This window comes from Desulfomicrobium apsheronum (assembly GCF_900114115.1).
Classification (GTDB): domain Bacteria; phylum Desulfobacterota; class Desulfovibrionia; order Desulfovibrionales; family Desulfomicrobiaceae; genus Desulfomicrobium; species Desulfomicrobium apsheronum.
Window position 1 is genome coordinate 335,187 of record NZ_FORX01000002.1, and the last position, 14,565, is coordinate 349,751.

Annotated in this window: 15 protein-coding genes; 10 read left to right on the top strand and 5 right to left on the bottom strand. The window is 60.0% G+C overall.

Annotated features, from left to right (window positions below; translation table 11 throughout):
• Positions 1 to 8: 8 nt before the first annotated feature.
• The 5 genes from rsgA to BMZ40_RS03675 form a co-directional block, all read right to left on the bottom strand.
• The gene (rsgA, locus tag BMZ40_RS03655) at positions 9 to 1,058 is read right to left on the bottom strand and encodes a ribosome small subunit-dependent GTPase A (RefSeq protein WP_092372765.1); all 1,050 of its coding nucleotides are present in this window, start codon (positions 1,056 to 1,058) and stop codon (positions 9 to 11) included.
• 8 nt (positions 1,059 to 1,066) lie between these two features.
• Positions 1,067 to 1,777, bottom strand: coding sequence for an SAM-dependent methyltransferase (locus BMZ40_RS03660; protein ID WP_092372766.1), 711 nt, complete (start codon positions 1,775 to 1,777; stop codon positions 1,067 to 1,069).
• Positions 1,778 to 1,891: 114 nt separating this feature from the next.
• Positions 1,892 to 2,167, bottom strand: coding sequence for a CD3324 family protein (locus BMZ40_RS03665; RefSeq protein ID WP_092372767.1), 276 nt, complete (start codon positions 2,165 to 2,167; stop codon positions 1,892 to 1,894).
• A gap of 437 nt (positions 2,168 to 2,604) precedes the next feature.
• Positions 2,605 to 3,465, bottom strand: coding sequence for an SPFH domain-containing protein (locus BMZ40_RS03670; RefSeq protein WP_092188299.1), 861 nt, complete (start codon positions 3,463 to 3,465; stop codon positions 2,605 to 2,607).
• A 9-nt stretch (positions 3,466 to 3,474) separates the two neighbouring features.
• A complete protein-coding gene (locus tag BMZ40_RS03675; protein ID WP_092372768.1) occupies positions 3,475 to 3,939 on the bottom strand; it encodes an NfeD family protein in 465 nt (154 codons plus the stop codon).
• Positions 3,940 to 4,280: 341 nt separating this feature from the next.
• On the opposite strand from BMZ40_RS03675, the gene BMZ40_RS03680 reads away from it, so the two are divergent.
• The 10 genes from BMZ40_RS03680 to gltA all read left to right on the top strand — a co-directional run bounded on the left by BMZ40_RS03680 (position 4,281) and on the right by gltA (position 14,095).
• Positions 4,281 to 5,063: a C1 family peptidase gene (locus tag BMZ40_RS03680; RefSeq protein WP_092372769.1), complete on the top strand. Its 783-nt coding sequence runs from the start codon at positions 4,281 to 4,283 to the stop codon at positions 5,061 to 5,063.
• A 28-nt stretch (positions 5,064 to 5,091) separates the two neighbouring features.
• Positions 5,092 to 5,589, top strand: a complete 498-nt coding sequence (locus BMZ40_RS03685; RefSeq protein ID WP_092372770.1) for a hypothetical protein — start codon at positions 5,092 to 5,094, stop codon at positions 5,587 to 5,589.
• Between the two features lie 330 nt (positions 5,590 to 5,919).
• Positions 5,920 to 6,687: an IclR family transcriptional regulator gene (locus BMZ40_RS03690; protein WP_092372771.1), complete on the top strand. Its 768-nt coding sequence runs from the start codon at positions 5,920 to 5,922 to the stop codon at positions 6,685 to 6,687.
• Positions 6,688 to 6,884: 197 nt separating this feature from the next.
• Entirely contained in the window at positions 6,885 to 8,024 is a 1,140-nt protein-coding gene (locus tag BMZ40_RS03695) for an ABC transporter substrate-binding protein (RefSeq protein ID WP_092372772.1), read from the top strand.
• A gap of 75 nt (positions 8,025 to 8,099) precedes the next feature.
• Positions 8,100 to 8,993, top strand: coding sequence for a branched-chain amino acid ABC transporter permease (locus tag BMZ40_RS03700; RefSeq protein WP_092372773.1), 894 nt, complete (start codon positions 8,100 to 8,102; stop codon positions 8,991 to 8,993).
• Positions 8,993 to 10,030 (top strand): branched-chain amino acid ABC transporter permease, encoded by a 1,038-nt coding sequence (locus tag BMZ40_RS03705; RefSeq protein WP_092372774.1) that lies wholly within the window; start codon positions 8,993 to 8,995, stop codon positions 10,028 to 10,030. The genes BMZ40_RS03700 and BMZ40_RS03705 overlap by 1 nt, the downstream gene beginning before the upstream one ends.
• Entirely contained in the window at positions 10,027 to 10,806 is a 780-nt protein-coding gene (locus tag BMZ40_RS03710; RefSeq protein WP_092372775.1) for an ABC transporter ATP-binding protein, read from the top strand. The genes BMZ40_RS03705 and BMZ40_RS03710 overlap by 4 nt, the downstream gene beginning before the upstream one ends.
• On the top strand, positions 10,799 to 11,503 hold the full coding sequence (locus BMZ40_RS03715) for an ABC transporter ATP-binding protein (RefSeq protein ID WP_092372776.1): 705 nt from the start codon (positions 10,799 to 10,801) through the stop codon (positions 11,501 to 11,503). Before BMZ40_RS03710 ends, BMZ40_RS03715 begins: the two co-directional genes overlap by 8 nt.
• A gap of 357 nt (positions 11,504 to 11,860) precedes the next feature.
• A complete protein-coding gene (locus tag BMZ40_RS03720; protein WP_092372777.1) occupies positions 11,861 to 12,694 on the top strand; it encodes a sulfide/dihydroorotate dehydrogenase-like FAD/NAD-binding protein in 834 nt (277 codons plus the stop codon).
• Positions 12,695 to 14,095: an NADPH-dependent glutamate synthase gene (gltA, locus tag BMZ40_RS03725; RefSeq protein WP_092372778.1), complete on the top strand. Its 1,401-nt coding sequence runs from the start codon at positions 12,695 to 12,697 to the stop codon at positions 14,093 to 14,095.
• Positions 14,096 to 14,565: the final 470 nt, after the last annotated feature.

The following is a 14,565-nucleotide window of genomic DNA, read 5'->3' on the forward strand; positions in this document are numbered from 1 at the left end:
AATGCCGTTTAGCCCTTCATCCCTTTTTTCACCGATTTTACGAGTTTTCCAAAGGACTTGTCTTTCTTTCGCTTGTCCAGCGAAGACATCTCAAAGTATTCCGCTTCCTTTTTGAGCTTGAGGTAATTGGCATAGCGCTCTTCCTGCAAGTCTCCGCGCTGAATGGCAGCGCGGACGGCGCAGCCGGGCTCGTGCCGGTGCGTACAGTCCGCGTACCGGCAGGCAGAGGTCAGGGCAGCCATCTCCCCGAATCCCGCGTCGATGCCGTCTCCGGTCCCGAGGACGCCCAGTTCGCGCATGCCGGGCGTGTCGATCAGCATGGCCCCGCTGTCGAGCAGGATTAGCTGGCGGCGGGTGGTGGTATGGACGCCCTCGCCCGAGTCGCTGACGGTCCGGGTCACGAAGGCGTCCCGGCCCAGGAGGCGGTTGACGATCGTCGTCTTGCCCACGCCGGAGGAGCCGAGCAGGCAGCAGGTTTTTCCCGGCTCCATGGCCGCGCGCAGTTCCTCGTACCCGGCGCCGGTCACGCTGCTGACCTCCATGACCCGGGCTGTGGTCACGTCGGCCACGAGGGCGCGCTTGCGCTGCAGTTCCTCCGGGCCGGGCAGGTCCGTCTTGGTCAGCAGGACGACCGGTTTGACCCCGCCGTCGGCGGCCATGACCAGGTAGCGTTCCAGGCGGTTGGCGTTGAAGTCGAAATGGCAGGCCTGGATGATGAAGGCAGTATCCACGTTGGCCGCGATCATCTGCTCCGCGGCGCCCTCGCCCGCAGCCCTGCGCCGCAGGAAGGTCCTGCGCGGCAGAACTTGGTGGATGATGGCCGCCCGGCCGTGGTCGTAACACTGCACCGCCACCCAGTCCCCGACGCAGGGCAGGTCCACCGCCCGTTCGGTATGGAACGAGAGCTTTCCGCTCAGCTCCGCCGGAATCTCGTCCGACGCGTGGCGGACGCGGCAGGAGCCACGGTCAACGGCGCAGACGCGGGCCAGGGTGAGGCCATCCACGTCGTTGGCCCGGGCCGCGAACCAGGGGTCGAAACCAAGTTGGCTCAGGTTCATGTCCGGTCTCACCAGGCTAACTTTTCGCCGATAAGCCCGTGGGTGGCGAAATACCTGCCGCCCTCCATGTCCATCATGACCACGTCGGTCTTGGCGTGTTCATTGTCGCTCTCAAGCCATTCGTTCCAGGCCTGCTCGTGGCACCGCATGTCGAAGGCGTGCCGGACGGTCAGACCCGTGCATTGCAGCCACAGCTCCCTCCACCATGACAGGGTGCAGAAGTTCATGCCGTCCACCCAGTAGGGGCGCAGGTCGTCCGGGATGCGCTCGAAGGGCCGCCGCAAGCCGGGGATGCCGACCACGAGAAATCCGCCGGGTCTGAGCAGCGGGAGCAGGTGCGCGCTCAGATAGGCCGAGTCCGCAGCGAAGTAGTGCCAGGCGTCGATGCTGACCACGGCGTCGAAGGACTCCGGCTCGAAGGGCAGGGCGCGGGCCTCGCAGTGCACGGCCGTGACGCGGTCCGCCAGACCCGCCTCGGCGAAGCGCCGGGCGTTGTCCTCGGCTGGGATCCACAGGTCGGCGGCGGTCACGGTGCAGCCGTAGCCCTTGGCCAGGGCCATGGAGGTCAGCCCCATGCCGCAGCCCAGGTCGAGCACGCGGGCCCCGGGCGGTAGATCGACGCGGGCGAGCAACTCGTCCAGGATGCGCAGGCAGCTCGGCCCCATCATGGTCTGGAGCTGATATTCGCGGGTAAAGAGTGTGGTCGAGTCAAGGGTCATGTCTGTTTCTCCGTGTTTGTTTCGTGAGCCAGTACACGGATTCGAGGTGTCCGTCCCGCCCCGGGACGGCTGTGAAACGAAAAAGCGCCACGGGACTGGCCCATGGCGCTGTGTTCACCTTCCGGCGGTTGGTGCGCGGAGTATTTTGGCGATGGTCTTGGGCGAGAGGTAGAACTGCTCGGCCAGTTCCCGCACGCCCATGCCCCGGTCGTGCCGGGCGTGGATCTCGCGGTTTCTGGCTCTGATGTTCGCGCGCGTCTGCGTGCGCTCCCCCCAGGCCTGCCTGCGGTCATCCCGGCGCGGGATGTACACGCACTGGCCATCGATATACTTCTGCACTGCCTCCAGAACGGTTCTCGGCAAGACTTCCGTGGCGTTGGTGTAGCCCATGATGCTCCTCCTCGTGATGTATCAATTGAGGACGGGGCAGGGGCCACGGACCCGGTCAGATCACCGGGCGTCGCCCCTGCGGAGCGTGCCGACAAAATCCAGTACTGCGCTGAACATCCAGACTCCGGGGTTGAGGGTTGTTGATGGGGTCTTGTGCTTGAGGCCGGACTTGGCATAGCTCGGGAAGGGAAAGTTGTCACCTCTTGGCGGTGAGGCTCCGTGGTGGGTTGATAAGAGACAAAATAGAGTCTCTTTTTTTCAGAAAATGCCTCGAAAAGACATTATTTTATCTCATGAATGATGTCCTTGTTTTTTAATCGAGACAACCTGTCTCTTGAAAACGTTCGAATTTCGCCATGACTGTATCATGTTCAAGGGGCGCGGCCGAAGATTCGGCCGCGCCCCTTGATGTGGTGTGGAGGACGGGCGGGCGCCAGCTATTTGCCCAGCGTGCCCATGATGCCGCGTACGGCCGCGGGCAGATCGGCAGGGAGGACGACGACCTTGGAGTTGTTGTTCTCGGCCATCTTGCGCATGGCGTCCACGTAGCGTTGGCCAAGCAGGAAGACCAGCGGCAGTTCGCCGCCCTTTGTCGCTTCGGCGACCTTGGCGATGGCTTCCCGGTCGGCTTCGGCCAGCACGACCTTGGCTTCGGCGTCGCGGCGTGATGCTTCCAGGCGGCCGTCGGCCTGCAGAATGGCCGCCGATTTGTCGCCCTCGGCCCTGGTCACGGTGGCGCGTCTGGCGCGCTCGGCGGCGGCCTGTTCTTCCATGGCATGCTGCATGGTGTCCGACGGGTTGATATCCTGAATTTCCACGGTCTTGAGCATGATGCCCCAGTCCGAGATGTCATCGGAGATGGTTTCCTTGAGTCTGGCCTTGATCCTGTCCCGGGAGGACAGGGCGTCGTCCAGGTCCATCTCGCCGACGATGGATCTGAGCGAGGTCTGGACCAGGGTCTGGATGGCCATGCGGTAGTCTTCGACGCCGTACACGGCCTTTTCCGGGGACACGATGTTGATGTAGGCCACGGCGTTGGTGATGATGACCGCGTTGTCGCGGGTGATGACCTCCTGGGAGGGGATGTCCATGACGATATCTTTGGTGGTCACCTTGTAGGCCACTGTGTCCATGTAAGGAATGATGATGTTCAGGCCCGGGGCCAGGGTGCTGTGGTACTTGCCCAGGCGCTGGATCACGAACTTGAAGCCCTGGGGCACGATGCGCACCCCCATGCTGATGGTGATGATGACCAAGAGAAGCAGGAATGCGACGACGATAAGTCCTGGACTGAACATGGGGATCTCCTAGAGGGATTGTTTGTTGGTTTTCGGGGCGACCACAAGCGTGTTGCCCGATACGTCGCGGATCTGGACACGGTCTCCCAGCTGCACGGGTTCGTCACAGATGAAAGACCACTCGTCGTCCCCGAGCAGGGGTTTGGAGAAGCGCACGACACCGCGTCTGTCGCCCTCGGGTGTGCGGATGACCTGGCCGGTTTCGCCCAGGAGCGCCTCCCGGGACATGCCGGCGCGGGTCTTGTCGACCATGCGCGGTTTCATGACCAGAAACCAGAACGCGGTCAGAAGCGCTGAGAATACGGTCCAGAGCAAAAGCTGTAAGGTCAGGCTCAGGGCCGGGACAAGCCAGATCAGACCGCCCACTGCCAGTGCGCCCAGCCCGAACCAGAAAATGGTGAAGCTTGGGATGAACAGTTCCGCGATGATCAGGATCATCCCGAATACAAGCCAGTGCCAATATTGAAGTTCCATGAATGCTCCTGAAAAAAGTGATTCGTTTTGGCGCTGCACATTGCTAGCAGGGTCCTGTTCGTAAAGCCAGCGCCGGGTTCAGGCGGATGGCGGCGCGAGACGGCGGATAGGCGGATTTTTTCGAGGCTCGATTCCTCGCGCGCCTTTCTCGGGGGCAGGTTTGGCTGTTCGCCGGTTGGGGCGGGTCCAGCGCTGACCTGAGAAATCAGTATTTTTCGGTGAGCATTGTCCCTGGAAATACCTATCTTCCGTTAGATCATTATAAACTTCTCAGTGTATTTAATGATCTGATTCCTTCTCATATGCTGAAAGTTCAAATCAGGCTTGAGGAGGAAGTAGTGATGATAGATTTCACGACGCGTATTCTCAATTGCATCCCATCCCGAAATACCGAGTCCGACTGGACCTTTGAAGACGCGGAGGACGCGGCCCTGCTCGATATGGCACCCACGGTTCCAACTGCCAAGGATCTGCGTGAAGACTGGTGGGAAGTGGATGATCAGGGAGAGACGGGTTCTTGCGTGGGATGGGCCACGGCCAATTCGGTGCTGCGCTGGCACTATGTGAAGTCGGGCTTGCTGCCAGCGTTCGAAAGGCTGTCTGCACGGTATGTCTGGATGGCATCCAAGGAGACGGACATGTACACGTCATATCCCACGACCTTCATCGAGAACGCCGGGAGCAGTATCAAGGTGGCTCTTGATATCGCCAGGAAATTCGGCGTTGTGCCTGAGTCCGTGTTGCCGTTCCGGCACGGTAGTCTCTATTCCGGCAGGCCGAATTCCTTTTACGCCCTGGCCGCCCGGTTCAAGATCTCCGGCTATTTTTCCCTGGGAGTGGATCTGGCCCGGTGGCGTGAATGGCTGGCCTTCAACGGTCCCATTCTCACGCGGCTCGACGTCGATGACACGTGGTATGGGGCCTCGGCCAGCTCAGGCGTGCTTGAATCCTACAAAAAGGAGAGCGCCAGAGGGGGGCACGCGGTGGCCGTGGTTGGGTACGACAGTGACGGTTTCATTGTGCGCAACAGCTGGGGAGAGAAGTGGGGTGACGCCGGATTCGCCCATGCCCGTGACGCCTACGCCGTGGCCGCTTTTACCGAAGCCTATGGCGTGGTGATGTGATGCATGTTTTGGCCAGGAGGGGAAAAACATGATCCCGGGTCCCGACGCCGCCTATGATCGCCTGCTGGATGTCCTGGGGGCCCTGTTTCTGCTGGTCGTGTTGGCCATGCTGCTGGAGCGGGCCCTGGCTCTGGTCTTCGAGTATCACTGGTTTCGAAGACTTTCCGCCCGGGTTCCCGGGCTCAAGACTCCCATCGCGCTGCTGGTGTGCTGGTTCACCTGCCAACATATCCGGTTTGACATTCTGGCCCAACTGTTTTCGAACGCGCCGGGAGATTCCCCCGCAACCGAAATCGGGGTGCTGATCACTTCGGCCGTGGTTGCGGGGGGCAGCGCCGCAGCGATTACCCTGTTCCAGGGGGTGCTGCATTTTGGCCGGGATGCACGCCTGGGCCTGATGGAGGCCAACAGGGCCGCCATAGAGGCGAAGACGGCGGAGGCCAGACTGCGTGTGAACAGGGCTGAAGCGGCCAGTTTCAGGGACTCGACGACCGGCTTCCGCGCCCAAGGCGCGGACGATGCCTGAACTCTGATGCCCGCAAGACATCGCGCGATGCCTCGACAAGTATGTTCCCAACATCCTGACGATTCTGCTTCGAGGAACTGCCCTTGAAGAGATTGCCGCGTCCATTTTGCCAGGTTCGATTATTCCGTGACATTCCAGCCGGTTTTGATTTCCCATGGCGCTTGTTTGTGAAATGGCGCTCAAGTAGGTCTTCACCATATTGACAATCGATGGTCTTTTCGCATAGCCGTTTCGCAGCTTCACGAATAGGTTCTCTCAGCGGAACGAGTTGTTCATTATTTCGGTATTCCCAATCGTTCAGCGAATTTTCATCGTCAACCGGAATCATCCATGGCAGGCAAGGACAACAGTTCCGAAACATTGGCCAAAGGCCTCTGGATTCTTGATATTTTCGGCGATGACGACGTCGGTTACACTCTCGCCCAGATTTCCCGCCGCACAGGCATCAACAAGACCTCCATATACAGATACGTGAACACCTTTTGCGACCTCGGCTTCCTGAAGCGCGATGGCCGCACCGGCCTTTACAGGTTGGGGGTGCGCATGCTGGCCCTGGCCCACGCCATGCTCGAAAAAAGCGAGCTGGAGCGTGCCGTCAAGACCCAGGTCGATGCCGCCCATGAGCGCCACGGCGTGCATATTGACGTCGGTCTTTTGTCCGGGGACTCCATCTACTTGATCTATCGCCGCGAATCCCAGGACACCAAGGCCTTCCGGTCGTTCAGCTATGGCTCCGAGCCCTACTATCTGGCCGCCGGCAAGGCGGCCATGGCCTTCATGAGCGATGAAGAGCTTGAAGCCTTTGTATCGCGTCTGGATCTGACTCCCAAAACCGACAAGACGATCACTTCCGCGCCCGAACTGCTGGCGGATCTGCGTCAGTCCGTCGATCGCGGCTACACCCGCAACCGCGAAGAGTTCGTGCCCGGACTCATCGCCATCGGCGCGCCCCTGTATAGCCTGCGCACGGGCAAGGTCGTCGGCGGGGTAAGCTTTGATTCCTCCACGGACCGCTTCTCCATGGAGGAGTTTGAAAGCCGTTTCGCCGGGTATCTGGTGGAGCTGGCCAAGAAAATTTCCGCGGTGGTGTCCTGGTAAATCCGGGAACATCGCTGCCCCGGAGCCCACATGGGCTCCACCCTGGACGAGGATAAAGGGAAGCCGGAAGCGCTGGGTTTCCGGGTTCATGGCAGGCTTCGACGAGTTTTCGCGAAGCCAAACGGCAGCCGGTGATGAGTGGCGCATCGCGTGACGTCATCTATCGGAATTCAACGTTCACCTTGGAGGAGTTTTTGATGAAACGACTAGGAGTCCTGTGCATGGTTTTGGCCATGATTTGCGGCTTCGCCGGCATGTCTGTGGCAGCCGACGACACTGTGAAAATTGGCGTGTTTCTGCCCCTGACCGGCCAGAATGCCTTTGGCGGCCAGCTGGAATTGGAAGGCGTGCAGATGGCCTACAAGGAAATGGGCGAGATTCTCGGCAAGAAGGTCGAGCTGTTCGTGGTTGACAACAAGTCCGATAAGGTCGAGTCCGCCAACGCGGTCAAGCGCCTGATCGAAAAGGAAAAAGTTCAGGCCATCATCGGCACCTACGGTTCTTCCCTGGCCATGGCCGGTGGTGAAGTTTCCGAAAAGGCCGGTATTCCGCAGGTCGGCACCAGCTGCACCAACCCGCTCGTCACCCAGGGCAAGAAGTACATCTTCCGCGTGTGCTTCATCGATCCCTTCCAGGGCGCCGGCGCAGCCACCTATGCCTACCGCGATCTGGGCCTGAAAAAGGCCGCCCTGCTGATCGACGTGGCCAACGACTACTCCGTGGGTCTGGCCAGCTTCTTCAAGAAGTCTTTCTCCAAGCTCGGCGGCGAAGTCGTCGCAACCCTGAACTACCAGTCCGGCGACCAGGATTTCACCGCGCAGTTGCAGGAAATCATGAGCAAGCAGCCTGACGTGCTCTTCATTCCTTCCTACTTTTCCGAAGGCGCCATCATCATGAAGCAGGTCCAGGAACTGGGCGGAACCTTCAGGATCATGGGCGGCGACGCCATGGACAACCCGGAGATCACCGCCATCGGCGGCAGCGCCGTGGAAGGTTTCATGCACACCACCTTCCCTTACGATCCGTCCATGCCCGACATGAACCCCGTGGCCCGCAAGTTCACCGACGAGTGGATCAAGATCAATCCCGACAAGGATCCCAACGTCAACGCCGCCCTGGGCTATGACGCCTACATGATCATCATGGACGCCATCACCCGCGCCGGTTCCGCCGAACCCCAGGCCATCACCGACGCCCTGGCCGCGACCAAGGGCTTTGTCGGCGTGACGGGCACCACGACCATCAACGAGACCCACGACGCTGAAAAGCCCGTTGGCCTGGTCATGATCAAGGACGGCAAGAAGACGTACGTCGGTGCCATCACTCCCGAACTCTAATTCTCTGAATGAGCGCTTTTTTGGCGTGAGCGGCAGGGGGAAACCCCTGCCGCCGTATTCAGACAAGGATCGTCCATGAATCTGGCAACATTCATCCAGCACTTCCTGAACAGCCTGACCCTGGGCAGCCTCTATGCGCTTATCGCCATCGGCTACACCATGGTCTACGGCATTTTGCGTTTGATCAACTTCGCGCACAGCGAAATTTTCATGCTCGGCGCCTACTTCGTTTTCTGGGGCATCACCCTTTTTCACATGCCCTGGGCCGTGGCCATGGTCGCGTCCATCATTTTTGTCGCGGGGATAGGCATCCTGGTCGATCGCATCGCCTACCGCCCCCTGCGCGACGCGCCCCGCATTTCGGCTCTGATCAGCGCCATCGGCGTCTCCTTTTTCCTGCAGAACGTGGCCATCGTCTTTTTTCAGGCCATCCCGCGTCAGGTGTACCGCCCTCTGTGGCTGGAAACGCCCATGCTCTGGGGTGACGTGCGCGTCCTGCCTTTGACCCTTTTCGTGCCGGTGCTGTCGTTCTTACTGATGATGGGCCTAGTCTACATCGTCTACCACACCAAGTCAGGCCTTGGCATGCGGGCCATCAGCAAAGATATCGAGACCAGCTATCTCATGGGCGTGCCCGTGAACAAGGTCATCGCATTGACATTCGGCATCGGGTCGGCCCTGGCCGCAGCCAGCGGCATCATGTGGGCCCTGCGCTATCCCCAGCTCCAGCCCATCATGGGCACGATCCCCGGCTTCAAGGCCTTTATCGCGGCTGTTTTCGGCGGCATCGGTTCTATCCAGGGCGCCGTAATCGGCGGTCTGGCTCTGGGTTTCATTGAAATCATGACCGTGGCATTTTTTCCGGATCTGGCAGGATACCGCGATGCATTCGCTTTCATCCTGTTGATCGGCATCCTGCTGGTCAAACCGACCGGTATCATGGGCGTCAAGACGGAGGACAAGGTCTGATGAACCGCAGTACAACCATTTTTCTCAACTTCGTTCTGGTGGCCTGTCTGGGCCTTTTTCTGTGGTGGGCCGAGGGCAATCTCGACGGCTACAAGATTCAGATCCTGAATCTCATCGCCGTGAACATCATCCTGGCTCTGTCGCTCAACCTCATCTACGGCTTTACCGGCATGTTCAGCCTGGGACACGCGGGCTTCATGGCCATCGGCGCCTATGTCTGCTCCATCCTGATCATGACCCCCGACCAGAAGATCACGCTCTTCATCCTGGAGGAAGCATATCCCTGGGTGCAGAATGCCCATGCGCCATTCTTGGTGGCCGTGATCGCGGGTGGTCTGGTGGCTGCCCTCTTCGGACTCGTCATCGGCACGCCTCTGCTGCGCTTGGGAGACGACTATCTGGGCATCGCCACTCTCGGCTTCGCGGAGATCGTGCGTGTCATCGCCAACAACATCCCCCGCGTGACCAACGGCGCTCTTGGCTTCAAGGGCATCCCGGATCATGCGAACCTGTGGTGGAACTATGGCTGGTGCCTGCTGACCCTGTATTTCGTGATCCGGATTCTCGGCAGCAACACGGGCAATGTCTTCAAGGCCATTCGCGACGACGAGACCGCGGCCAAGGCCATGGGCGTCGATGTCTTTCGCGTCAAGCTCCTGTCCTTTATCTTCGGCGCTTTCTTCGCCGGTGTCGGCGGGGCGCTTCTGGGCAGCCTGCTGACCACCATCGATCCCAAGATGTTTCTTTTCACCCTGACCTTCAACGTGCTCATGATCGTTGTCACCGGCGGACTCGGCTCCATCACCGGTTCCATCATTGCCGGAGTGGGCATCACCGTGGTGCTTGAATGGCTCAGGTTCGTGGAAAATCCCATCACCATTGGCGACTGGAGCATGGCCGGCATTCCGGGCATGCGCATGGTGGTCTTTTCCCTGGTGCTCATCCTGGTCATTCTCTTCAGGCGCGAGGGCATCATGGGCATGCGTGAAATCACCTGGGACGGCGTGGCCAGGTTCATGAAGCGAGGTAAGGCATGAGCATGATTCTTGAGACAAAAAATCTGACCATGCGCTTCGGAGGCCTGGTCGCCGTCTCCGACTTCACCGCGAGCGTGCCCCAGGGCAGCATCACGGGGCTGATCGGTCCCAACGGCGCGGGCAAGACCACCTGCTTCAACATGGTCACGGGTTTTTATCGTCCCTCCGAGGGCCAGGTCTTCTTCGAGGGCAAAGAACTCACCGGCAAGAACCCGCATCAGGTCTGCCGGGCGGGCATTGCCCGCACCTTTCAGAACATCCGTCTTTTCGGCAACGAGACTGCCCTGGAAAACGTCATGATCGGCAGCTTCGTGCGTCAGCGCACAGGCTGGTTCCAATCCGTACTCATGACTCCGGCATCGCTTCGGGAGGAAAAGGAGATCCGCAAGAAATCCATGGAACTTCTCGAAGTCGTCGGGTTGGGGGACATTGCCGCTGAAAAGGCCAACAGCCTGCCCTATGGTGCGCAGCGACGCCTTGAGATCGCCCGCGCCCTGGCCACCGGGCCTCGTTTCCTGCTGCTCGACGAGCCTGCGGCGGGCATGAACCCCCAGGAGTCCATGGAACTCATGGATTTCATCCGCACCATCCGGACCCGCTTCGACCTGACCATCCTGCTCATTGAGCACGACATGAAAGTGGTCATGGGTGTGTGCGAGCACATGTGGGTTCTGGACTACGGTGTGACCATCGCCGAGGGCGGTCCGGAATCCATCCAGTCCAATCCCAAGGTCATTGAAGCCTATCTGGGTGAGGAGTACGTGAAATATGCTTAAGATCAGTGACTTGCATGTATATTACGGGGGTATTCATGCCCTCAAGGGCATCTCTCTCGATGTGCCCACGGGCCAGATCGTGACCCTCATCGGAGCCAATGGCGCGGGCAAGAGCAGTACGCTTCGGGCCATTTCGGGGCTGATCAAGAACAAGAAGGGCACCATCACCTACAACGATCGCGACATCACCACCCTTGATCCGGTGGAGATCGTCAAGGGCGGGATCGTCATGTCTCCGGAAGGGCGGCGTATTTTCCCGCACCTCTCGGTGACCGAGAACCTGTATCTGGGGGCCTACAGCCGCAGCGACAAGGACGGGATCGAGCGGGACAAGGAGTGGGTCTTCGACCTCTTCCCGCGTATGCGTGAGCGCCAGAACCAGAAGGGCGGGACCCTGTCCGGCGGCGAACAGCAGATGCTGGCCGTGGGCAGGGCGCTGATGAGCGCTCCCGACGTGGTCATGCTCGATGAGCCTTCTCTGGGCCTGGCTCCGCTCCTGGTCAAGGATGTCTTCGAGATCATCAAGATCATCAACGCACAGGGCAAGACCGTCGTTCTGGTCGAACAGAACGCTTTCGCGGCCCTCAAGGTGGCCCATTACGCCTATGTGCTCGAAACCGGCGCCATTGTCCTGCAGGGGTCCGGCGAGGAGCTGCTCAATGACGATCGCGTTATCCAGGCCTATCTGGGCGGGTGACATCGATGCCGCGTGCGGCGGCGATGGTCCATAGGGGCGCCCATGAGCGCGCCTTGCCTTCGACGCCAAACCAAACCCTCCCTCTCTTTTGAGTCGGAGGGTTTTCTCATCTTCAGTCGTGTGTCGGTTTGAACCATTCTGGGTCATGTCTATCGAACCAAACCCCGGTGAATCCTGGTTTCCTGCGTGGTCAAATTGGACTTCTCATGACGGGCGCAACCGGGTATGGTGCAACTCTGATGCATTTTCAGGCAAAGGCTTGCCTGCCGGAAGGATGATCCATCCGATGATCGAGGCGACCGCGACACATCCATCGTTCCGGTCCGCATTATCACGAATGTAACGGGAGACAATGGTATGTTTAAAATAGTCAAACGCGAGGAAATGGCCGGGGGCACGGTCATCCTGAATGAGATAGATGCGCCGCGCATTGCCGCCAAGGCTCGACCGGGCCAGTTCCTTATCTTGAAAGCCAACGAGGACGGCGAACGCATTCCGCTGACCATGGCCGAGACCGATCCGGTCAAGGGCACTGTCACGGTCATCTACATGGTGGTCGGCAAGAGCACAGAGCTTTTTTCTCGGCTTCAGGTCGGGGATGCCTTCCAGAACGTCATCGGGCCCCTGGGGCAGCCGACGCACATTGAGGCCGGCAAGAACGTCGTCTGCGTCGGCGGCGGGACAGGGGTGGCGGTGCTGCACCCCATCGCGCGCGGCATGAAGGACGCAGGCTGCAAGGTGACTTCCATCATCGGGGCCCGCAACAAGGATCTATTGATCCTGGAAGACAAGATGCGGCTGGCCTCCCATGACCTGCACGTCTGCACCGACGACGGCAGCCACGGACGCAAGGGCTTCGTGACCGAAGTGTTGCGGGAACTTCTGGAGCAGGGCGGGATCGATCAGGTGGTGGCCATCGGCCCCGTGCCGATGATGAAGTTCGTCTCGCTTCTGACCAAGGAATTCGGGGTCCCGACCATGGTCAGCCTCAACCCGATCATGATCGATGGCACCGGCATGTGCGGCGGGTGCCGGGTTTCCGTCGGTGGGGAGACAAAGTTCGGTTGCGTGGACGGCCCGGAGTTCGATGGCCACAAGGTGGATTTCGATGAGCTGATTTTGCGTCTGCAGGCCTACACGGAACAGGAGAAGCTCAGTCTGCATAAGTGCAAATGCGAAGGAGAGCGGTAGATGGAGGGTACGAACAAGAAATCACGTCTGGCCATGCCGGAGCAGGAGCCCAAGGTTCGGGCCAAAAATTTTGAGGAAGTGCCCCTGGGTTACACCCCGGAAATGGCCATCGCCGAAGCGAGTCGCTGCCTGCAGTGCAAGAACCCGCTCTGCGTTCAGGGATGCCCCGTGGGTGTCGACATTCCCGCTTTCATAAAACACATCGCCGACGGGAAGTTCGATCTGGCCATTGGCAAGATCTGGGAGCGCAACAGCCTCCCGGCAGTCTGCGGCCGGGTCTGCCCGCAGGAGATCCAGTGCGAGGGCAACTGCATCCTGGGCCGCAAGGGTGAGGCCGTGGCCATCGGCAATCTGGAGCGTTTTGCTGCGGACTGGGAGCGTGCGCATCATGTTTGCGAGCTGCCCTCCCGTGAAAAGGCCACAGGCAAGAAGGTGGCCGTGGTCGGCTCCGGCCCCTCGGGCCTGACCGTGGCCGGAGACCTGATCCTCAAGGGACACGAGGTCACCATTTTCGAGGCTTTTCACAAGCCCGGCGGCGTGCTGGTCTACGGCATCCCCGAGTTCCGGCTGCCCAAGGACATCGTCGCCTCCGAGGTGTCATGCCTTCAGGCCCAGGGCGTGAAAATCGAATGCGACGTGGTCGTGGGGCGTACCGAGACGGTGGACGAACTTTTCGAACTGGGCTTTGACGCCGTATATCTGGGTGTGGGCGCGGGCCTGCCCCGGTTCATGAACATTCCCGGAGAAAACCTGGTCGGGGTGCTTTCGGCCAACGAATACCTGACCCGGGCCAACCTGATGAAGGCCTACCTTTTCCCGAAAGTGGACACGCCCATCCCCCAGGGGCGGCACGTAGTGGTGCTGGGCGCCGGCAACGTGGCCATGGACAGCGCCCGCACGGCCATGCGCCTGGGCGCGGAGAAAGTCAGCATCGTCTATCGCCGCTCAAGGGCAGAGATGCCGGCCCGAAGCGCGGAGATTCACCACGCCGAGGAGGAGGGGCTCAATTTTGAGTTACTGTCCAATCCGGTGCGCTATCTGGGGGATGAAAAAGGGCGCCTGACGGGCATCGAATGCGTGCGCATGGAGCTGGGCGAGCCTGATTCGTCGGGGCGCAGGCGTCCGGTGACCGTACCCGGTTCGGAGTTTGTCATCGAGTGCGACCTGGCCATCGTGGCCATCGGCTCCGGGGCAAATCCGCTGCTGACACGCTCGACCCCCGACCTGCCCCTGGGCAAATCCGGGTACATCCTTGCCAATCCGGACACCGGCAAGACCGGCAAGAAGGCCGTCTGGGCCGGAGGCGACATCGTCACCGGAGCGGCAACCGTAATTCTGGCCATGGGCGCGGGCAGAAAGGCTGCGGACTCGATCCACGAATATCTGACCTGGGGCTGGTAGAATCATCCTTTTCAGCTAAGACGCCCTTCACGACCTCGAAAAGCTGCTCCCGGCAGGCGCCACGACGGATGTTTCCGTTTTGTGTCCGTCTGCCTGGAGCAGCTTTGTTTCATCAGTCCGCCATCCCCCTTGGAATATCACATCTGCCGGACTCAGTCAGACAGCCGACGCACCTCAAGACCATGACGCCCTCGGACCTTGAGGTTTTGGTGGGCTGTTTTGTCTCGGTTGGTTGAGGGAAGATTGTTTTGAGCTGGTTTGGGGAGGCGTGGGGAACTGGAGCGTTACGCGGTCTGGGGGGAAGTTGGTGTGTCCATTGAAGTGAAGACAGATCAGTGGATGAAGTGGGCGCCTTGCATCGGTGGTGGCACATGAAGCGCAGTGTGTCTGAATTATTTTCATTTTTACGAGGGAAGTGCAGTGTTTTGGTGATCAATATTCAGTTGAGAGGGGAAAATTTATTTTGAGAG